Origin of the sequence: Nostoc sp. (genome assembly GCF_036917435.1) — a bacterium.
GTDB lineage: Bacteria > Cyanobacteriota > Cyanobacteriia > Cyanobacteriales > Nostocaceae > Nostoc.
The window spans coordinates 198,146-219,910 of sequence record NZ_JBALDM010000058.1; the positions used below are offsets into that span (position 1 = coordinate 198,146).

Genomic DNA, 21,765 nt, shown 5'->3' on the forward strand with positions numbered 1-21,765 from the left:
TTTATCTATTTTCTATTTCAGCGCTACTTCAGAGATTACGGTTTTTTCTAAAGAGGGAATTGCCGCAACCATTGTTGTAGTTGTAGATTCACTCCAACGCACTAACCAAGTGGGTTGTACTCCCAAAAAGATGATGAAAGCTGCCAAAATTAAAGCTGGGATTTTTTCAGACCAAAGAACTTTAGGATAGTAGGCAAAGTTATCGAGTCTGCCAAAACAAGTACGGTTGAGGAGAATGACAAAATAAACTGAGGTTAATCCACTCGCAACCACACACAAAATCGTTGGGATGGGAAAGGCGGAGAAACTACCTTGAAACACTATAAATTCGGCGATGAATCCTGTTAAACCGGGAATACCTGCACTAGCCATTCCACTTAAAACTAGTAAGGCGCTAATTAGGGGTAAACCGCGTATGGGACTCATCAAACCGTTGAGTTTATCTAACTCCCGCGTACCAACTTTGGCTTCTACAACTCCCACCAAGTGGAAAAGAATTGCCAGAATTAGACCATGACTAAACATTTGGGCGACTGCACCAACGAGTGCTAAGGGTGTACTGGCGGCAGCACCCAGTAAAATATAGCCCATGTGACCAACAGAACTGTATGCTACCATGCGCTTGATGTCTTTTTGAGCGATCGCAACTACTGCCCCATAGATAGCGCTGATTGCTCCCCAAATCGCCAGAGTCGGTGCAATAATACTCCAAGCATCAGGAAACATCCCCAATCCAAATCGCAGCAATCCATAAGTTCCTAGTTTTGCCAATACGCCACCGAGAAGAATGGCAATTGGTGCTGAAGCTTCAACATAAGCATCAGGTAGCCAAGTATGGAAGGGAACTAAGGGAATTTTAATACCAAAACCTAAAACTATTCCTGCTAGTAAAAGGATTTGTTTTGTTGTTGACAGATTTTCTGTTGAGAATGCATCAAAAGCAAAATTGGTAGAACCACTCAGCCACACCATACCCAAGAATGTCGCCAGAATTAATGCTCCCGAAACCGCAGTATAAATCAGGAATTTAATCCCAGCATAACCCCGTTTCGCTCCTCCCCAAATGGAAATCAGTAAGTAGAAGGGGATTAGTTCTAGTTCGTAGAATAGGAAGAATAGTAGCAAATTTTGAGCTACGAAAGCACCTGCAACCCCTCCACTCACTAATAAAATCATGGAGTAGAACAGTCGGGGGCGTTCAGTTTCTTTACTGCTACTGTAAATCGAAATCCAGGTGAGTAGGCTATTTAGGACTAACATTAATATAGAAAGTCCATCAACACCTATTTGATAGTTTAATCCAAGGGTTTCATTCCACGGCAAATACTCTTTAAATTGCATTGCTGGATTAGTAATATCAAATTTTATCAATATGAACACATTCCAAAAAAGAACTATCCCAGAAAAAATTAATGCTGTTAACCGAATTCGATGATTAGAGATACTTACAGGTAATATTGCTATGAGAGCGGCGGCTAAAATAGGGAGCCAAATCAAAACACTTAACATTATATTTTTCCTTTATTATTTCTCCTTTGTTATTTGTCCTTTGTGAGTTAGTAACGATCAATGACTAATGACAAAGGACAAAAAAGCTAACTTACTAAACTGATTCTGCCAGTATCTAAATCGTAGTAACTACCAACTATTTTCAGTTTTTCTGCCTTGATTAATTCAGATAAAACTGACGATGACTTCAATTTTTCAACTTGCGCCAAAACATTTGCTTTACAGGCATTTTCTAACTTATCTCCTGATTTTCCTTTGGAACTTTCTACACTTGGTTGAATTGCTGCAAGCAAACTTCCAATTTGCCCAGGGACTTGAGCGCCTTTAATAGCAGCTTCTACCGCACCACATCTTTTATGTCCCATTACCATGATGACTTTAGTGCCTAACACTAAGCTGCCAAATTCTAAGCTACCAATTTGCTGCGTTGTAGCAATATTTCCAGCTATGCGACAGACAAATAAATCTCCAAGTCCTTGGTCAAAAACAATCTCTGATGGTACGCGTGAATCTGCACAACCTAGAATAGAAGCAAAAGGCTTTTGACCTTTAGCAACTTCGACTAAACGTGAATGAGTTTGGTTGGGATTGCGACGTTTTGCTTTGACAAATCTTTCATTCCCCTCTAATAGCTCTTGCAATGCTTTATCGGGAGTAATATCATTTTCTGCTGGCGCTAGTGGGGCTTTTTCGGCTGCAAGTAAATTTGAGCCAAGTCCAACTGTCAGTATCCCTGTACCGATGGCACCTGCACCAAACTTGAATAAACTTCTTCTGGAAAGATTGGTTTGTGGATGTTGTGTACTCATGGAATTATCCTCACAATATTAATGTCTGTTTGTTTGTAATAAAACGGTGTTTAACTACCCAACTGTCGAAATTTGAGAAATCAAATTTAAAAACTGCACTCCCCAAAATGGCCAAGCTACCCACATTCCTAAAAAGCTTACTCCTAGTAAGACGGTTAAGGCGTAGAACTGGGTTTGTCCAGAGGTGCTATATTTTAAACTTTCACCACCCAATAGCGAAAATAAACCAACCAAATTAACGATGCCATCGACTACAAAGCGGTCAATCATATCGGCAAGTTGGGAAATTTTGGCAACGCCAAAAATAATGGTTATCCGATAAAGTTTGGGGGTGTAAAAGTCGTATGCGAACAAGTCTTGTAAACCTTTCCAGGGGAGGCGAATTGGTTTAGGAATATTGCCTAAATAAACCACCCCAGTGATGCTGCAACCGGAAATACTCGACCAAATTAAAAGTAGTACAACATCTTTATTGAGACTTGCCCAATCGGGTAAAAGTGATAAGCTTTGCAACACTAAAGGAAGATGGAGGCTAAAGGCAAGTAAGATAACCATTGGTAAAATCATCGGCCAGTGTGCTTCAGGCGATCGCTGACTCATTTGTGTAGCTTTACCGCCAAAAATTAAACCAAATTCTCTGGTTAAACTCACTGCTGTCAAAGCGTTTACTGTTATCACTACTCCTGCTAACAAAGGTTGAGTTTCCCATAAGCCATCTGCTAGTTTCACTAATGCCCAAAAGCTACCCAGTGGTGGAAAACCAACTAATCCCAAAGTTCCAACGATAAAAGCTATTGCTGAAATCGGGCGACGTGTCCATAATCCGCCCAATTGGGTAACATCTTGAGTGATGCTATTCCAAATAATTCCTCCGGTACTCATCACCAATAGGGCTGCGGATATAGCATGGGTGAGTACTAACAACAGCGCCGCTTCGTTTTGTTGCGTTCCCACCGCGATGAATACTAAACCCATGTATGCACTGACAGAATAGGATTGACAGCGTTTAAGATCGATTTGAGCGATCGCAATTAAAGAAGCACCAATCGCTGTTACTACCCCAATGGCCACCATCGCAGAAGAAACTATGGGCGATAGGCTTAACACAGGTTGCAGTTTAATCAGCACCCATGCACCACTAGCAACTACTACCGAATTCCGTAAAATTGTACTAGGAACTGGGCCTTCCATTGCTTCATCCAACCACAGATGGAGGGGGAACTGGGCACATTTACCCATCGGCCCGGCAATTAAAGCTAAACCTACCAGCGCCATTGTTGTCGGGTTGACATTAGCAGTCGCCGCCCACTTAGCTAGTTCTGGATAACTCCAAGTACCAGCGAGGGGCCATAATGCCAACACGCCCATCAGCAAGAATAAATCTCCCACCCGCTTGGTTAAGAAAGCATCTCTCGCACCTGAGACTACCAACGGCTGGCTAAACCATAAGCCAACTAATAGGTAGGTTCCCAGTGTCAGGACTTCCAAAATTACATAGCTGAAGAACAAGTTATTACATAGAACCAGGGCGCAAAGTCCCGCTTCAAATAATCCTAATAAGGAGTAGAAGCGTCCCCAACCCCAATCCATCTCCATGTAACCGATGGCATAAATCTGCGCCAGCAAATTCAAGCCACTAATCACACATAAAGCGCCGACACTAACCGAGGATATTTCTAAAGCAATGGTGAGGTCTAAACCAGCCGTAGATAACCAAGGGATAAATACTTCTTGGGCTGGCTGATTCCAAGTTGCTTGTAAGGCGATCGCACTATGTAGAAACGCCAAAAATGTCATCACCAAGTTTATATAACCCGCCGGTCTTGGCCCCGTTTTCCGAATGATCCCCGGCGACCAAGGCACGGCTAATAAGCCACCTATTAAGGCATAGCAAGGAACTAGCCAAACAGTCTCAAGTAGAAACTGAGCCATCAACCCACCTCTATTGTTTGCATCAAAAACTTAGGGTTTTGAATCGACTTACGTTGATCCCTGTTAACCCAGCGATTGCAGATAACACAAATTTATCTTTATTTAATCTTGTTAAAACAGCTTACCTTTATATCTGTCAAAAAGGAATTACTTTATCTAAACAAATCTGAGATAAATACTCTAAATAAATCTTATATAATCGACCATTCGAGTAATGAATAATACCTATTACTTTTTATCTATGAATCAATCTTTGGCTTAATCAATAGTTATCATTAGTTTTTACTTATTGACATAAACGACAAGAGACGCAATGGATTGCGCCTCTACAAGTCAGCAAACGAAATACAGTCTACATCTTAGTAATTTTGTCAATCTGCCAAAAAGCAGAAATAATTACAGGTGCTTGGTCAAATTGGCTGATGGGGGCAGGTTTCATGTCTCGGTAGTCCAGTAGTTGGACTAGGATGAGGTAAGCGATCGCTAAAATCACCGAAATTGCACCTGTAAGAATAGCAATTATTTTTGAACGTTCCATCAATATTTCCTGTAATGCAAGTTATTGTGTAGTGCCTATATCTACATTAATACTTAAGGCACACACTTACCTATATAGTCATACTTCATCAAAGTAATACTTTAGACATTGTATCGACCTCTTTATCTTTATAGAGGTTAGTTTTTTCATGCTTATCCACTTATTGAACCAATATTTATGAAGATACAGTTTTGATTATACAAAAAGCCTTTGCAAACTCTAAAAGGTATGGTAGAACATAGCAAAGTTAAAAACAGAATTTAAGTAACAAAAAGCTCAGAAGCATTGCCTATTAAAGTTTTCATACACCATCATTAATGAATAAACTATACAATTATTGTTATCTAATTACGATATCAAAGACTACTATTTGATGTTTTGAGAAATACTAAGTACACCTTGATTTTCTAGAATACTTTTGCCTCTGGTCTACCTATACAAGTAATTATTATGGCTATGCCAGGCTGCGCTAACAGTAATTACACTGGATTTTTATATTAACTTAAATTGAAATTAGTTATGTCATGAACTGTATTGCTAAATTAAATAGAACTGACTTGATAGTTTTGATTCTTATTGTCATCATTGGTCTTATCCATTTACCTTTTCCCTTTGACGGAGATCAAGCATTTTTTAGGCTAGGTGCTTTGGAGATGCAACAAGGAAAGGTACTCTATCGTGATTTCTGGGATATTAAGCAACCGGGGATTTTCTGCTTTTATTTTTTAGCAGGAAATTTGTTTGGCTTTAATGAGATTGGCATCCATTTGTTTGAACTCATTTACATGGTATTTTTTTCGATAACATTGCTGCTGACTCTCAAAAGCTATTTTCGGCATCAAATCATCGCAAGCCTAGTACCATTATTAACGGTTGGCGTTTACTATACTGTTTCAGGTGCTTGGCATCTTACTCAAGTAGAAGCACTGGTTGGTTTTCCTTTATTTCTTTGTCTTTGGCTAACTTTTAAGTCTTTTAAAAATGAGGGAAAGCAAAGATTTTACTTACTTTTAATGTCAGGCTTGATTGGGGGAATAGTCATACTATTTAAATTAGTACTTCTGCTTATCGTTGTTGCATTTTGGCTAACGATATTTATGTATTATTTAATAATAAAACGGCAAAAAATTCAGAAAATATTGATTGATACGTGCTTGCCAATTTTTATAGGAATTATGCTTCCTCTTTTAGTTGTTGCCAGCTACTTTGTTTGGGTTAATAGTTTTTCAATAGTTTTTCAGACATTTTTTATCTATCCACCTCTTGTTGTTGCTAATACCGTATTTAATAAAACTAATTTTATTTCGGGAATCAAATGGTTCTTACAAAGTTTTTACCCTTTATTATTAATGGGTAGTGTTGCAGTATATGTCTCATTGCATAAGTCTAAAAATATATTGACTTTGCTACTTGTTGTTTGGTGTATTTTTGGTTTGAGTGTTATTTTTTTACAGCGAACAGCATTGTGGCAATACCATTATTTACTGTTGTTTGTTCCCATCGGTATTTTAGCAACTAAAGGATTAGATATATTATGGGATTATTTAAAAGAATTAAGGTCTTTAATCCCGACTGTTATACTGATATTTCTATTGTTTTTACCTTTGTCATTAGCTTTGATAAAGAAGAGTGCAACTCTGGTTAGTAATAATTTTGCTTTAACTGAAGATACACGATTACAATATCAGACTGTCTTCAGAAAAAAATATCCATCTCTTCATTCAGAAGCTAATTTTATATCTCAATCAGGAAGTATTGCTGGTGATATTTATGTAGCTGGCGATCCATCTATTTACTACTTTTCTGGGCGGAGTCAAGCAACAATATTACGTGGTTGGGCACTTGAATATTTTCTATCTGAGCAATGGTTAGCACTGATAAATCAGTTAGATTCATCAAAGCCTCCTTATATCTTTATTGATTATGAACCACAAGCTATAATCAAAGCAAATTTCCCTAAAATGCTGGAATTTGTTGAGCAAAGATACCAGATTTTGCGTCAAGATAATAACGGTATTTGGTATATCATCAAATGATACAGCAGATTGCAACTTGGTGAGCTACAGATCATCGTAGGGGCACGACATGTTGTGCCCCTACCCGTGTACTTCATTTACCCGCAATACGCTGTATATGAAAGACTTAATTGATTGCTAGAGCAGCTTATCGTCAGATATCGCCCTAGATTTGATGATCGATAAAATAACAGAAATCGCACCTGTCTACTGTTATGGAATTTTGATGATGAGAATTTTAATTATGTAGATAATCTTATAGTCGAAGTGTGGTCATCAGCAAATATAGTTCAACAATGACCTTCTGAAGCTCAATGTTGACCTTCTGAACCTCAACGATGACCTTCTGAAGCTCGAAATTGCGCCTTTAACCCTCGAAGTTGCACCTTTTATCCTCGACGTTGCGGCTTTTATCCTCAACGTTGACCTTCTGAGGCTCAATGATGACCTTTTGAAGCTCGAAGTTGCGGCTTTTATCCTCGGAGTTGCACCTTTTATCCTCGAAGTTGCACCTTTGATTGTCAACCAACAAATATATCTAACCATTCCTGAATTTACAGGGGTGAGCGTGTAGTAAAATTTGCTCACCTCCGTAAAGTGGAACATGGCTTTAGACTTCTCCGGTCAAAATCTCCGAGGATGCAACTTCAAAGGTAGACAAGACCTTGCGGGTGCAAACTTTAGCTATGCCGACATCCGAGGGGCAAACTTCACTCATGCTAATTTAACAGGCGCAAACTTCAGCCATGCCAAAGCTGGACTACAACGCCGTTGGGCAATTTTCCTAGTCCTTGTCTCGTGGCTGTTGTCGGGACTGTCAGGATTTTTATGGGTTTTCAACGGTTATTTGATGTCACTAATATTTAATTCCAAGTTAGAGAATCAGATTGCCGGCTGGGCTGCCCTAATCGTATTAATTGCCTTTTTCTTCGTCACAATTCGCCAAGGAGTAGTAGCTGGTTTAGGAGCCGTCGCCTTAGCCTTAGCCGTTGCCTTTGCCGTCGCCTTGACCTTCGCCGGAGCCGTCGCCGGAACCACAGCCGATGCCATCACCTTTGCCTTCGCCGGAGTCTTTGCCGTCGCCTTTGCCTTTGCCTTCGCCTTCGCCGTCGCCGGAGCCTTTGCCGTCGCCTTTGCCTTTGCCGTCGCCTTTGCCGTCGCCCGAGCTTTTGCCTTTGCCGTCGCCGTCGCCGTCGCCGGAGCCTTTGCCTTAGCCATCGCCGTCGCCGGAACGTTATTTAGTATCTACATCAGTTGGCGAGCCATGAAAGGAGACGAAAAGCACTCCTTGATTCGTAATATTGCTGTTACCTTTGCTGCAACAGGAGGTACAAGTTTTTGTGGCGCTGATTTAACCAATGCTGATTTCACCCAAGCAACGCTTAAAAGTACAGATTTCCGCAACACAATCCTTATCTGTAGCTGTTGGCATCAAACCAAAATGCTTGACCGTGTTCGTCCTGGTTTAACTTATCTTCAGAACTCACAAGTACGTCAACTGCTGGTTACAGGACAGGGACAAGACAAAAACTTTGACCGTCAAGACCTCCGAGGTATCAACTTACAAGCAGCAAACTTAGCAGATACCAGCTTTATTGGCGCTGATCTCAGTGAAGCGAATTTGCAAGATGCCAATTTATCAAGAGCAAAACTAAAGCAAACCCAACTAGACGGCACAGATTTAACAGGTGCAATTCTCACCGGAGCTTACATTGAAGATTGGGGTATTACAAATACAACTAAATTGCATGGCGTGAGGTGTGAATATGTCTTCATGCGCTTACCCACAAAAGAAGACCCCGACCCCCTCCGCAAACCTGATAATAAACAAGAGGTATTTGAGGACGGTGATTTTGCCGACTTTATTAAGCCAATTTTTGACACCCTCGACTTATACCATAATCAAGGCGTTGACCCTCGTGCGATCGCGATCGCCTTCAAAAACCTTGCCGAAAATCATCCAGAAGCCGAGTTAGAAATTGTGGCAATGGAGAAACGCGGCGATGATAAAATCTTGCTGAGAGCCAAAACCAACCCAGGCAGCGATAAATCTCAACTGAGTGCAGAATATTTTGATGACTATAATCAACTGAAAGCTTTATCGCAGAGTCAGCAATTATTGCTGGTAGAAAAGGATAAGCGCATTATTGGTTTAGAAAATATGGTAGATACTGCTCTCAAGCAGCCGAAATTTTATACTCAAGGAGATACAAATATGTCTGATATCAGCGGCATCAACATTCAAGGTAGCAGTAATGTTAGCGGTATCGCTGGCAATAGTTCTATTGCTAATCTGGGAACCATTAGCGGTAACGTGAGTATTGCCCTCAATGAGTTACCTGATGCGCCAGATGTCGAGAAACCAGGAATCAAAGAATTATTGTCGCAGTTGCAAGATGCAATCATCCAATCCACATATTTGTCAGAAGAAGACAAAGCCGAAGCACTAGAACAGGTGCAAGCTTTGGCAGAAGCGGGTAAAAGTCCTCAAGAATCGACTAAGCAGAAGACGGCAAAAACAGCTATCACCATGTTGAAAGGGATATTTACAGGCTTACCTGTTGTTGCTTCTCTAGTTGAAGCGACTAATAAATTATTACCTGCGATCGCAAAATTATTCGGTTTGGGATAAAAGCGCTGTTCCAGCAAAGATACGATCGATACTATAACTCTGCTGGAATTAAACTCAATGTCTTTAACTGAAGAAATTCTTTCCCAATTACCAGGCGATGTTTTAAAAGGGTTGCGCCAAAGCGATCGCATCCTCACATCTCTGCGCGAAAACTCCGCACCAGTGCCAACGTTAGTTAAAGAAAATCAACAGCCTTTAGGGGTTGTAGATTTTGATGTGCTTATCTGCGGTGGCACATTGGGCATTTTAATTGGTTGCGCCCTAGCTGTGAAGGGGTTGCGGGTGGCGTTGCTAGAACGGGGAATTTTGCGGGGGAGGGAACAAGAGTGGAATATCTCTCGCAAAGAACTAGATGTATTTGTGGAATTGAACTTGCTGACTGAGGAAGAATTAGCAAGTGCGATCGCCACTCAATATAACCCAGCACGAGTTAGTTTTGCTGGCAGTACAGAAGTTTGGGTAGAGGATGTCTTGAATATCGGCGTAGATCCAGTTTATCTACTAGCTACCTTGAAAACCCGATTTCTCGCCACTGGTGGAAAGTTATTAGAAAATACACCCTTTAGCGAAGCAGTGGTTCATCCAGATGGGGTGATAGTAAATAACCAATTTAAAACTCGGTTATTAATCGATGCAATGGGACATTTTTCACCCATCACCCAACAAGCACGCCAAGGCAAAAAACCAGACGCTTTATGCCTAGTTGTGGGAACTTGCGCCCAAGGTTTTGCGGAAAATAACTCAGGCGACTTGTTATTATCATTCACTGAGTTGCAAAATCAATGTCAGTACTTCTGGGAAGCGTTCCCAGCCAGAGATGGCAGAACAACTTACTTGTTTACCTACATGGATGCAGATCCTCAACGTTTGAGTTTAGAAGCTTTATTTGAAGAATATCTGCGTCTTTTACCAGAATATCAGGGAGTGGAATTAAGCAAGCTGAAATTTCAACGGGCGTTATTTGGTTTCTTTCCTACCTATCGCCAAAGTCCGCTAAAAACCCCTTGGAATCGCATTCTTCCAGTAGGGGATAGCAGTGGTAGTCAATCTCCCTTGAGTTTTGGTGGTTTTGGGGCAATGGTGCGTCACCTGAAGCGTTTAACTTATGGCATTTCCGAAGCGCTGGAAACAGAACAATTATCTGCAAAAGCCTTAGTGCTGCTGCAACCTTATCAGCCAAGTTTGACTGTTACCTGGTTATTTCAAAGGGCGATGAGTGTTGGTGTAAATCAGAAAATTGCCCCAGATCAAATTAACCAATTACTCTCAGCCGTATTTCAGCAAATGCAACACTTGGGTACACCAGTGCTAAAACCATTTTTACAAGATATAGTACAGTTTTCGGCACTCACGCAAACACTGTTAAGAACTGGTTTCTATCATCCTGGAATAGTTACCAAGATAATTCCGCAAGTAGGTTTGGCAAGTTTGTTAGATTGGATGTTACATTACAGTAATTTAGGTGTCTACACTGCCTTGTTTTCGCTAAGTCCAATGCTAGAAACATGGATTAAGAATCAACCAAAAGAACAACAATTTTATTGGCATCGTTTAATTGATGCTTGGAAGTATGGTTCTGGTGGTGATTACTCAGATGAAACTTAGAATTTTATCGGTGTGAGGATAACATGATGGAACGGAAATCATCAGGAATCAAATACTTTGCAGTATTGATTGGATTCCTGCGCGATCGCCAAGGATTTCTAGAGGAAGTTCGCCAAGGGATAAGATTACCAAATAAAATCATTTCTCTACTGGTTTGCAGTTCGTTATTTCTCGCTGCTTATGGCGGAATCATTGGTGCATATCATAGCTGGATGCAAGCTTTATCTTCCGCCATTAAACTCCCAGCCCTTTATTTAATCACGCTGCTGATTTGTATCCCGACGTTGTTCTTTGCTAATATTATTTTTGGTTCCAAGCGGACTTTTGGACAGCATTTAGCATTAGTATTAACTGCTGTTTCAGTGACAAGCGTACTTTTATTTAGCTTTGCACCAATAACTCTGTTTTTCTTAATTACCACCAATAATTACCAATTTTTAATTCTGTTAAATGTATTCATCTTTGCATTAACTGGATTCATTGGGATTTCTTCTTTATATCAAGCCACGAGTTTAGTTTTAGAACAAGATGACGAAGGTAGTAAGACACGTCAGAAGATTTTACAATTTTGGCTATTTCTTTACGCTTTCGTAGGCAGTCAGTTAGGATGGACTCTCAGACCATTTTTTGGTACACCTGGTTCTGTTTTTGAACTCTTCCGCGAAAGAGAAGGTAATTTCTATTTAAGCGTCATTAAATCTCTTAGCTATCTCTTTGGATTCCGTTAATTAGTCATTAGTAATTACCCAAAATATCTCAAATATAAACTTATGTTAAATAAGCAAAATCGCGGAATTCAACAATTTGGTGTTTTGATTACTTTATTGCGCGATCGCCAATCTTTTTTAGAAGAAATTCGTCAGGGAATAAGATTACAAAATAAAATCAGTTCTTTGTTTGTATCTAGTTCTATCTTTTTTGCCCTTTATGGAGGGATTATCGGTGCATCCCATAGTTGGGCACAGGCATTATCCGGCGCTATTAAACTTCCAGCATTTTATTTATTAACACTGATTATTTGTTTCCCGACTTTGTTCTTTTTTAATGTCTTGTTTGGTTCCAGAAGCAGTATTCAACAACATTTTGTTGTATTACTCACCTCTGTATCAGTGATTAGCGTACTTTTATTTAGCTTGGCACCAGTCACGCTATTCTTTCTCATCACTACACCAGATTCTTATCAATTTTTCAAATTGTTGAATGTGTTTATTTTTGGCATTACAGGTATCTTTGGTGTGAAATTCTTGTATGAAGGAATGCAATTACTTTCTCAACAAGATGAAGTTGGTAAAAAAACCCGCACCACTATTTTAAGATCCTGGTTATTGCTTTATGCCTTTGTTGGTATGCAGTTAGGATGGTTTCTCAGACCATTTTTTGGTGCGCCTGACTCCAAATTTGAATTATTTCGTGCAGTAAAAGGCAACTTTTATTTAGATATTGTAACGGCGATTTCGGAAATTTTAGGTTTGCGCTAACGAATCGCACAAGCCCCCCAGCCTAAAAGCCTTCTCTATAGAACTTACGCAAAATACAGCAGATTGCAACAGGCGTGAGATACAGATCATCGTAGGGGCACAACATGTTGTGCCCCTACCCGTGTACTTCATTTACCTGCAATACGCTGTATCTCTCAAACTCTCATTTCTCTGAGTCCTCTGCGCCCCTGCGGTTCGTTATTCCGTAAGTCCTATTCTAAATTCTCTGCTTGACTTGCTCTGTGAAAGCTGTTTGTGTCATATTTACATATTATACTAAATTCCCAGTAACCTTAAGTAGTATAGACCTGAGTTAAAGACCATAAACTAAAGAAGAAAAGAAAGCAGGATTTAGGCTAACTTTATGTCAAAGTTGGAGCAAGCAGTGGCAGACACCTTTGTAACCAAAAGCTTAGAAACTATCCCTAATATTCTCCACCAGGTTGAAGTTCTAGCCAAAGACTTTGCCACTCGTGCAGGAGTACACGACAAAGAGGGTTCTTTTGCCTTCGAGAATTTTACAGCTTTACATGAGGCAGGATTACTCAGCCTCACCATTCCCCGTGAATTAGGCGGTGAGGGTTTAGGGTTGCACACTATCTGCAAAGTCATTGAAGGGATAGCGCGTGGCGATGCATCAACCGCGCTAGTACTGACGATGCATTATCTCCAACATGCCAATGCAGCCCGTAGCCGTCGCTGGAATCCAGATGTATATAAGCAGCTGTGTCGTGAATCGATTGAAGGCATTGCCCTGCTAAATGCGGCTCGTGTCGAACCAGAGTTAGGAACACCAGCTAGAGGCGGATTACCTGCCACAATTGCCGAACGGACAATAGAGGGTTGGCGTTTAACAGGCCACAAGCAATACACCACGGGTAGTCCCATCCTCAGTTACTTTGTTGTGTGGGCGCGAACAACTGAAGATGAACCACAAGTTGGCAATTTTCTAGTTCCGCGCGATTTGCCCGGTTTGGAAATTGTTGAAACTTGGGATCACTTGGGAATGAGAGCTACAGGCAGCCACGATCTGATTTTGGAGAATGTATTAATTCCCTTAGAGTATGCCCTGAATATCAATCCCATATCTGCTGCACCATCCTTTGATCCGCTTATTTCCACTTGGGGCAGTTTGACAGTGAGTGCTTTATATCTTGGTGTTGCTACTAGTGCGAGAGACTGGCTGGTTAAATATCTTTGGGAGCGATCGCCTTCTAATCTCAAAGAACCACTGGCAACTCTACCACGTTTCCAAACTGCCGTGGGTGAAATAGAAGCACTACTGTTTGCTAACAATAGATTAATTTATAGCTTGGCTCAAGATATTGACAAGGGCGAGTATGAGTCTAACGTAGGATTACAGGCACAAGCTGTTAAATACCTCACCACAACTAATTCAATTCGGGCTGTAGAAATTGCCTTAGAACTAACTGGTAATCCCGGTATGTTAAAAAAGAATCCTTTAGAGCGACACTACCGTGACGTTCTGTGCAGCCGTATCCATACACCACAAAATGATGTTATTTGTCAGTCATTAGGTAAATCAGCGCTGAAAGTAAAGTGATTGGCGACTGGGGACAAGGGGACAAGGGGACAAGGGGACAAGGGGACAAGGGGACAAGGGGACAAGGGGACAAGGGGACAAGGGGACAAGGGGACAAGGGGACAAGGGGAAAAAGAGAATACCCAATTCCCAATCCCCAATTCCCAATTCCCAATTCCCAATTCCCAATTCCCAATTCCCAATATTTAGTATCCAGCTTTCTTATCTACAACATTCCGCAAAGGTTGGCCAGTTTGGTAGCGTTTGAGATTGTCGAGAAACAGTTGTGCTATGCGCTCTTTCAGGCGTGGCGAAAGGGCTGAACAATGGGGTGTGATAAAGGCATTCGGTAACGACCACAAAGGACTTTCCGGTGGTAGAGGTTCGCTTGCAACCGTGTCTAATCCAGCACCTGCAATCCATCCCTCACGTAGTGCGGTGAGCAATGCAGCTTCATCCACGATCGCACCACGAGCAATATTAATTAGGTAAGCAGACTGACGCATGGAGCGCAAGGCGGCTTCATCGATCAAGCCTTTAGTTTCTGGAGTTAGCGGTGTGGCAATTACTACATAGTCGGCAGATGGCAGGAGCGATCGCCATTCATCAGCACCAACAATCTTGTCAAAATTCGGTAGGGGTTCGGGATGGCGGCGACTACCCCAAACTTTAACACCAAACGCTTTAGCGCGAGATGCGATCGCTTGACCTATATTCCCAGTGCCGAGAATTAATAAAGTTGCATCTGCCAACTCTTCGAGAAACACTCCTCTTACCCAAGTGTGTGCATCCTGCAAAGTCTGCAATTTCCGCAGATTCTTGGCGTGATAGAGCATGAATGCTAATACAAATTCCGAAATTGGAATCGCATGAACCCCTGCGCCATTAGTAAGGATAATGTCCTTTTGCAAAAAAGTTGGTGTGAGGATGTGATTCACGCCAGCACTCGGTGATTGTTGCCAACGCAGTCTAGGTGCTGCTGTCAGTACTTTGTCAAGGGTAGAAGTTTTCAGATAAAATCCGTTGACATAAACTTCTGCATCACTGACATCACCATCAAGATTACCTTCACTATCCACTTCCACAACATCTATATCAGATGGCAGGTGTGGCTCAATATCAGCAATGAGATGATCGGGTAAAATTAGTTTCACCATTTGCTACTCCCTAATTCTATTTTGGATAGCGTATAAAACCTCACCCTGCCTCCGGCTTCCCTCTCCTTACTAAGGAGAGGGATTGAGGGTGAGGTTTGATCTTATATTTAATTACGCCTACCTACTTATAAACAATTATTTTTAATCTATCAAAAAAGATTGTTATATGAATTATCTTGAGTCTCGAAGTAGCCTATTTTACAACAGCTACCCCAAGCATTATATCAATCAACTAACGAAAGCTAAATCTCAACTACTCAACTGTAACAATTGAATATTTGACAGAGTACTTTCATTCGTCATTACTCGCTGGAGAACTGCTTCTCTGATATTGATAAATACTTCGCTACTTCTATCTCGCGGGCGTGAAAGTCTCACAGGTAGATCGAGAGAAATTTGTCCTTCATCAATCACTATCACTCGATCTGCTAACGCGACAGCTTCTTCTACATCATGAGTAACCAAAAACGCAGTAAATCTTCTTTCTAACCATATATTCTCAATTAATTGCTGCATTTCTAAGCGAGTTAGAGCATCTAATGCTCCCAAAGGTTCATCTAGCAACAACAAACGAGGTTGACTGACTAACGCTCTTGCCAATGACACCCGTTGCCGTTGTCCACCCGATAAAATAGACGGCCACTCATCAGCCCGATCTTTGAGTCCGACTTTATTGAGTGCCCACAAAGCTTTTTCACGCCAATCACCTTGTAAGCCTAATCCTACGTTCTGAATAACGCGCTTCCACGGTAATAAACGGGGATCTTGAAACATCACTCTTACAGAGCCGCTGAGTCTACGCAGTGGTTCTCCATCCAGGAGTATTCCACCTGAAGTTGTTTTATCTAACCCTGACACCAGACGCAATAAAGTACTCTTACCACAACCACTTCGTCCGACGATAGCAACAAATTCACCTGCTTCAACTTCTAAATTCAGCGAGTTTAAAACAGTTTTTTTACCAAAAGCTTTGGTCAAATCCAAAATACTTAGTTGCGTACCCTGTACATTAGAACTCACTTGCAAAACTCCTATTTTCAGAACAATAATGAGACGTTAAACAAAGCAAATTACACTCAAAATCAATAGAAGTTAAAACTTAAAAAGTCTTGATTTTAACTATTGAACTTGGGTTATTTGCCATTTATGACCTTTGATAATTGGGGTTCCAAGCCAAGAATTTTGTTTCTAATCCTCTGGCAACAGCGTCTGCTAATTTACCCAACAGTGCATAAATCACAATACTCAAGACCACAACATCAGTTTGCATAAACTCACGGGCATTCATTGCCATATAACCAAGTCCAGAATCTGCTGCGATCGTTTCTGCCACAATTAGCGTCAGCCACATAATTCCTAAAGAAAAACGGACACCGACGAGAATCGAAGATAAGGCTCCTGGAAAAATGATTTGCCAGAGAAGTTGTGGTGTTTTTAATCCATAAACTTTTCCCATTTCAATCAGTCCAGGATCAACACTGCGGATACCATGAAATGTATTGAGATATAACGGGAAAAATACCCCCATAGATACTAGAAATAATCTAGCTTGATCGCCAATACCAAACCAAAGAATCACTAGGGGAATTAATGCTAAATTAGGGATTGTGCGGAGCATTTGTAAGGAACTATCTAATAACTTTTCTGCTATAGGGGAAAAGCCATTGAGCAATCCCAAACCAAACCCAATACTGCCACCAACTATAAAACCAGATATTGCCCGTCCAGCACTAATTCCTATATGTTTAAAAAGTTCTCCAGTGGAGGCTAATCTAATAGCTGTAGTGATTACACCACTAGGGGCAGGTAAAATTCTGGTCGAGAGTAAACCCGTTCTGGAAGCAACTTCCCAAAGAACTAACACTAGAACGGGTACAATCCAGGGAACTATTTTATCGATTTTTGGGTTTTCTAATACCTCGCTCCAGGATATATTATTGTTTTTTTGGTGTGTTTAAAGGTAATAGTCATGAGATTTTAGATTGTAGATTGTTCCAAAGAGTGAATCTAGCAGCATTGTCAACATAATTCATAATTTGCTCTTTAATTACGAATTACGAATTAGTCATGAGGCACTCGTTAATTGTTTAGCAAATTTGTCATTGGTAACTATTTCACTAACAGTACTCAAAACTGGTGGCGTTAACAGTGCAGTTTCCCTCTCTAAAGGTAAACGTGGAAATAATAATTCAGCCGTGCGATATGCTTCTTCTAAATGGGGATATCCAGAGAAAACAAAGGTTTCTATTCCTAAATTGCGATATTCCAGCATCCTCGCGGCAACGGTGTCAGGATCTCCAACTAAAGCCGTACCAGCACCACCCCGAACTAATCCAATTCCTGTCCACAGGTTGGGACTAATCTCTAAGTTTTTTTGACTACCACTATGTAGTTGGCTCATCCGTCGCTGTCCTTCAGAATCAGAATTAGCCAAGCTTTCCTGAGCTTTAGCGATCGCATCTTCATCTACATACTTAATTAACTCATTGGCCGCATCCCAAGCCGCAGACTCGGTTTCACGCACAATTACATGCAAGCGAATCCCAAAGCGGACTGTTCTACCTTGTTCAGCCGCCAATCTTCTAACCTCGGCAATCTTTTGAGCAACTTGTTGTGGAGGTTCGCCCCAAGTCAGGTAAACATCTATATGTTTAGCGGCAACTCGCTTTGCAGCCGCAGATGAACCACCAAACCACAAGGGTGGATAGGGTTTTTGAACTGGTGGGAATTGGAGTTTACCACCTTTGATATCGAGGTAGTTTCCTTTAAAATCGACTGTTTCTCCACCGAGCATACCCCGCCAAACCGTAAGAAATTCATCGGTTAAATCATAGCGATCGTCATGACTCAGATGTAAGCCATCCCCAGCTAGTTGCACCGGATCTCCACCTGTCACCACATTAATCAACAATCTTCCTTTAGAAATCCGATCGAATGTTGCTGCCATCCGTGCAGCAGCACCTGGAGAAGTAATTCCTGGACGAATTGCCACGAGAAATTTCATCTGTTTGGTGACAGATATAAAAGCGGCGGCAGTTATCCAAGCATCTTCACAAGAATTCCCTGTGGGTAACAATGCGCCCGTGTAGCCTAAACTATCTACAGCTTGGGCAATTTGCTGCAAATAATCAGGTGTGGCAACGCGAGAACCAATATCTGTGCCTAAATAGCGTCCGTCATGAGATCCAGTAGGAATAAACCAGAGAATTTGCATGTTTGTCAGGATATGGGAGCTAAATATACGATTATCCTATCGAATTACCGTATTTTATAGACAAAATTCTACCCGATATTACCTAAAAATCAAGTCTAATTTAACGATTAGTAAAAAACGGCTGTTTGGATAATGAACTGCTTAACCGTTAATTTTGACACTTTTGGGTCAGAATTGCTGTGTTGGAAAATACAACTTTTTATTGAGTAAGCAAAATTTCTAAGCGATCGGTAATTAAGGGGGCAGAGGGTAGGAGGAATACCCATAAATAAAAAATTTAGGGGATTTGTAGCGATCGCCTACGGCACGCTATGCGTTCGCAGTTCCTTGAGTTGAGTTAGCCAATAATTTCGATATATTTTCCTTTCTGGATAAATACTGGGTCTTGCATTGTACCAAGCTCTATGCAAAGATAATTCTACACAAAATCCGGTAAATCTATCGACTTATAGGTTTATCGATTTTTATTAACAATTGAGACTGTCAAATCTAGCTGCTTACAAATTAGTGTACTCAGCTAATCTTAATTGCCAGATAATAGCTTGATTTCAATTCAGGCTTTAGTCAATGTCACGAGATATTGATAAATTTTGTTGCGTTATCTCATCGGTAGTACTCCAATACAATCGCAAATCAAATTCTGAATTATGAATTTTATTTTGAGAATTTGCTACGAGCCTTGGAGTCTGAATTCAATTTATTAGTACTGCTTGCGATACTTATCGGAGATTTGTACTTCTTTTAATTGGGGAACCTTTGCTAACTTTATTAGCTAATAATTTAGTAAGAAGTTTTAGTCAAAGTTCTCTGATAATTCTGCTGTCCGATTTAGAGATTATTTATCCGTTTTTCAGGTTGAGGAGTTTAAGGGTAATGTCTAATTTTCGCTCGAATTATAGATGGATAGTGTTCTTGCTTTCATTGCTAGATATTCTAGCTATCCTGGTTTTTTATCCAGGCAAAAGTCAAGCTGAACTGCCTAAATCTGATGTATCTGCGACTGAAGTACAAGAGAACAAAGCTTCAGAAGCAGTTGTCAATCAAACAGTAGACACTTCAATTGCACCAGTCACTCTTAAAAAAGCTCCAAACGATCTGCGAGATCGAGTCACACCTGTCTCACAATTGTTGCTAGTTGCACCGCCAACTAACAAAAAAGCTCCAAATAATGCAGCAGGGCAAGTAACATCCGTCTCGCAACTATCAGATATTAAGCCGACAGATTGGGCATTTCAAGCATTACAGTCTTTAGTTGAGCGCTATGGTGTAATTGCAGGATATACAGATAGCACATTTAAAGGCGATCGCGCCCTAACACGCTATGAATTTGCAGCTGGATTGAATGCAGCTTTAGATCGCCTCAATGAACTAATAGCAACTTCAACAACAGATTTAGTCAAACGCGAAGACTTGGATACCATCAAAAAACTACAAGAACAATTTTCTCCAGAACTTGCTCAACTTCGGGGACGTTTAGATAGCTTGGAAGCACGAAGTGCGAAGTTAGAATCAACTCAGTTTACGACCACAACCAAACTTATAGGTAGAGCTCAGATTGTCCTTGGCGAAGTTATAACAGGTAATAATGTCGTCAGCAAAAAACCAGCACCTCACAATGCCACACTTCAAGGCTCAACTTCTTTACGGTTAAACACCAGTTTTAACGGTAAAGATTCACTAGCTATAACAATAGGAGGTGGAAATATTGAATCATTGGGACAAACAAGAGCTGGATTATTAGGAACTTATGAGGGGAGAACTGCTGATAACTCCAGTATTACTTTTGCACGCAATACTATTACTCTTAATGGTGTTCGCTATCGGTTTCTACCTTTTCCAAATACCCAAGTCAACATTTATCCCTTGTCTGACGGAGCTAGTGAGATAGGTCTTTCTGGGCCGATTAACCCATATTTTGAATCGTCTTCTGCTACTGGTGCTAATGGGATTTCACGATTTTCACGGCGGTCTTTGGTCTATAACTATGGAGATAGCGGCCCCGGAATTGCCATACTCCAAGGATTAGGCAAACAGGTTCAATTCGGGATAGCGTACAGCGCACCAAACGGTAACAATCCGACAACTAATAATGGCTTATTTACAGGCAGGTATTTAGCTTTAGCACAGTTAATATACTACTCCACCAATAGGAATTTTCGGGTGGCTGCAACTTACGTTAATACCTATAGCCCACCAAATACATTAGGTTTTAGTGGAACAAATTTTGGCCCAGCAGTCGGGAGCAACCTGGTAAACAGTACCGTACCTGGAGCCGGAACTGTGGGCAACCTTTATGGTCTACAGGCGTTCTATCAAGTTAATCCCAAGTTGGCAATTAATGCCTGGGTAAGTTATGCAGCACACCGCTATTTGGGGCATGGAGATGGCGAAGCTATGGATTGGGCCGTAGGACTGGCATTCCCGGATCTTTTTAGTGAAGGTGCTTTAGGGGGGATTTTAGTTGGTATGGAGCCGAAAATCACCAGTCTTAGTAAAAATGTAGATTTGGGAGCAGGTGCTGGACAAGCAGACAAAGATACTTCCCTACACGTTGAGGCATTCTATCAATATAAAATCGGAGATCATATTGAGGTGACACCGGGTTTGATCTGGATTACTGCACCGAACTCAGATTCTAGCAATCCTGATAGTTTATTTGCTTGGGTTCGTACTGTCTTTAGGTTTTAAAACATACTAACGGGAGCATCAAAGCCTCAAAGGAATAATTACTTTGTATTCTCTGCGTCTGGAGTGATTCAATAAAATACTCTTAAACTCCCCCAGGCACAGAGAAGCCAGTGTGTTGGGGTGAATCCATGTAGGGCGGGAAACCCCTCTTGGTTGCTAGTGGTTTACACATAAGTCTTTGGTGAGGCAACTTACAGTTAAGTCTTATAGACCCTAAGAAACCTCACCCTGGTTTTGCTATGCAAAACCTGTCCCTCTCCTTAGTAAGGAGAGGGATGTCGGATAGGACAGGGTGAGGTTTTTCTTTTGTTTTGGGTAATTCGATGACTTGTGTGTTCACCGTAGCCTTCTGGAGAAGACCTCGGCCTCCGCGTTATAGCAACTGGAGCAACGCTGAGGGGCAAGCAGAGATTTTAAGAGTCACTATAACAGTTTGAGAGAGCTTTGGCGTAAGTCTTGCTATAAAAAACAAGTCTTTTTTGAAGTATGTAAAGTTTAATTGACATAAATTTACATTTTAATTTCTCTTAAAATACTTGCTTTTTTCTGAAAACTGTGAAAAGCTTTGTTATATCAGAAACTACGGTTTATCTATCGAGATAAAGGACTACGGTAGCCTGGCTTAACAAGCCAGAAATTGAGACT

General features: G+C 40.9%; 16 protein-coding genes and 1 pseudogene. 9 read left to right on the top strand and 8 right to left on the bottom strand.

Annotated features, from left to right (window positions below):
- Positions 1 to 12: 12 nt before the first annotated feature.
- The 4 genes from V7K98_RS28305 to V7K98_RS28320 form a co-directional block, all read right to left on the bottom strand.
- Positions 13 to 1,509, bottom strand: coding sequence for an NADH-quinone oxidoreductase subunit M (locus tag V7K98_RS28305; protein WP_335028059.1), 1,497 nt, complete (start codon positions 1,507 to 1,509; stop codon positions 13 to 15).
- An 86-nt stretch (positions 1,510 to 1,595) separates the two neighbouring features.
- Positions 1,596 to 2,318, bottom strand: coding sequence for a carbonic anhydrase (locus V7K98_RS28310; RefSeq protein WP_335028061.1), 723 nt, complete (start codon positions 2,316 to 2,318; stop codon positions 1,596 to 1,598).
- A gap of 54 nt (positions 2,319 to 2,372) precedes the next feature.
- Complete coding sequence (locus V7K98_RS28315) at positions 2,373 to 4,250, bottom strand: NAD(P)H-quinone oxidoreductase subunit F (protein WP_335028063.1); 1,878 nt, start codon at positions 4,248 to 4,250, stop codon at positions 2,373 to 2,375.
- A 352-nt stretch (positions 4,251 to 4,602) separates the two neighbouring features.
- Positions 4,603 to 4,788: a hypothetical protein gene (locus tag V7K98_RS28320; protein WP_335028065.1), complete on the bottom strand. Its 186-nt coding sequence runs from the start codon at positions 4,786 to 4,788 to the stop codon at positions 4,603 to 4,605.
- A gap of 524 nt (positions 4,789 to 5,312) precedes the next feature.
- Here V7K98_RS28320 and V7K98_RS28325 point away from each other — a divergent pair.
- The 8 genes from V7K98_RS28325 (at position 5,313) to V7K98_RS28360 (ending at position 14,271) form a co-directional block, all read left to right on the top strand.
- Positions 5,313 to 6,824 carry a hypothetical protein gene (locus V7K98_RS28325; protein ID WP_335028067.1) on the top strand — a complete coding sequence of 504 codons (1,512 nt, stop codon included), beginning with the start codon at positions 5,313 to 5,315 and terminating at the stop codon, positions 6,822 to 6,824.
- Between the two features lie 430 nt (positions 6,825 to 7,254).
- Positions 7,255 to 7,377: a hypothetical protein gene (locus V7K98_RS28330; protein ID WP_335028069.1), complete on the top strand. Its 123-nt coding sequence runs from the start codon at positions 7,255 to 7,257 to the stop codon at positions 7,375 to 7,377.
- Positions 7,378 to 7,407: 30 nt separating this feature from the next.
- Entirely contained in the window at positions 7,408 to 9,435 is a 2,028-nt protein-coding gene (locus V7K98_RS28335) for a pentapeptide repeat-containing protein (protein WP_335028071.1), read from the top strand.
- A gap of 57 nt (positions 9,436 to 9,492) precedes the next feature.
- Entirely contained in the window at positions 9,493 to 11,040 is a 1,548-nt protein-coding gene (locus V7K98_RS28340; RefSeq protein ID WP_335028073.1) for an FAD-binding oxidoreductase, read from the top strand.
- Between the two features lie 23 nt (positions 11,041 to 11,063).
- Positions 11,064 to 11,768, top strand: a complete 705-nt coding sequence (locus V7K98_RS28345) for an actin-binding WH2 domain-containing protein (RefSeq protein ID WP_335028075.1) — start codon at positions 11,064 to 11,066, stop codon at positions 11,766 to 11,768.
- 42 nt (positions 11,769 to 11,810) lie between these two features.
- On the top strand, positions 11,811 to 12,518 hold the full coding sequence (locus V7K98_RS28350) for an actin-binding WH2 domain-containing protein (RefSeq protein WP_335028077.1): 708 nt from the start codon (positions 11,811 to 11,813) through the stop codon (positions 12,516 to 12,518).
- 364 nt (positions 12,519 to 12,882) lie between these two features.
- Entirely contained in the window at positions 12,883 to 14,082 is a 1,200-nt protein-coding gene (locus tag V7K98_RS28355) for an acyl-CoA dehydrogenase family protein (protein ID WP_335028079.1), read from the top strand.
- On the top strand, positions 14,083 to 14,271 hold the full coding sequence (locus tag V7K98_RS28360) for a hypothetical protein (protein ID WP_335028081.1): 189 nt from the start codon (positions 14,083 to 14,085) through the stop codon (positions 14,269 to 14,271).
- Here the strand turns inward: V7K98_RS28360 and V7K98_RS28365 are convergent.
- From V7K98_RS28365 to ssuD, 4 genes and pseudogenes are all read right to left on the bottom strand, one after another.
- The gene (locus V7K98_RS28365; protein WP_335028083.1) at positions 14,268 to 15,218 is read right to left on the bottom strand and encodes a D-2-hydroxyacid dehydrogenase; all 951 of its coding nucleotides are present in this window, start codon (positions 15,216 to 15,218) and stop codon (positions 14,268 to 14,270) included. The genes V7K98_RS28360 and V7K98_RS28365 overlap by 4 nt on opposite strands.
- 249 nt (positions 15,219 to 15,467) lie before the next feature.
- Entirely contained in the window at positions 15,468 to 16,238 is a 771-nt protein-coding gene (locus V7K98_RS28370; protein WP_335028085.1) for an ATP-binding cassette domain-containing protein, read from the bottom strand.
- Between the two features lie 124 nt (positions 16,239 to 16,362).
- Positions 16,363 to 17,189, bottom strand: a pseudogene (locus V7K98_RS28375) (ABC transporter permease subunit).
- A 94-nt stretch (positions 17,190 to 17,283) separates the two neighbouring features.
- On the bottom strand, positions 17,284 to 18,432 hold the full coding sequence (ssuD, locus tag V7K98_RS28380; protein WP_335028089.1) for an FMNH2-dependent alkanesulfonate monooxygenase: 1,149 nt from the start codon (positions 18,430 to 18,432) through the stop codon (positions 17,284 to 17,286).
- Between the two features lie 873 nt (positions 18,433 to 19,305).
- Between ssuD and V7K98_RS28385 the strand changes: the two genes are divergently transcribed.
- Entirely contained in the window at positions 19,306 to 21,120 is a 1,815-nt protein-coding gene (locus tag V7K98_RS28385; RefSeq protein ID WP_335028091.1) for an iron uptake porin, read from the top strand.
- Positions 21,121 to 21,765: the final 645 nt, after the last annotated feature.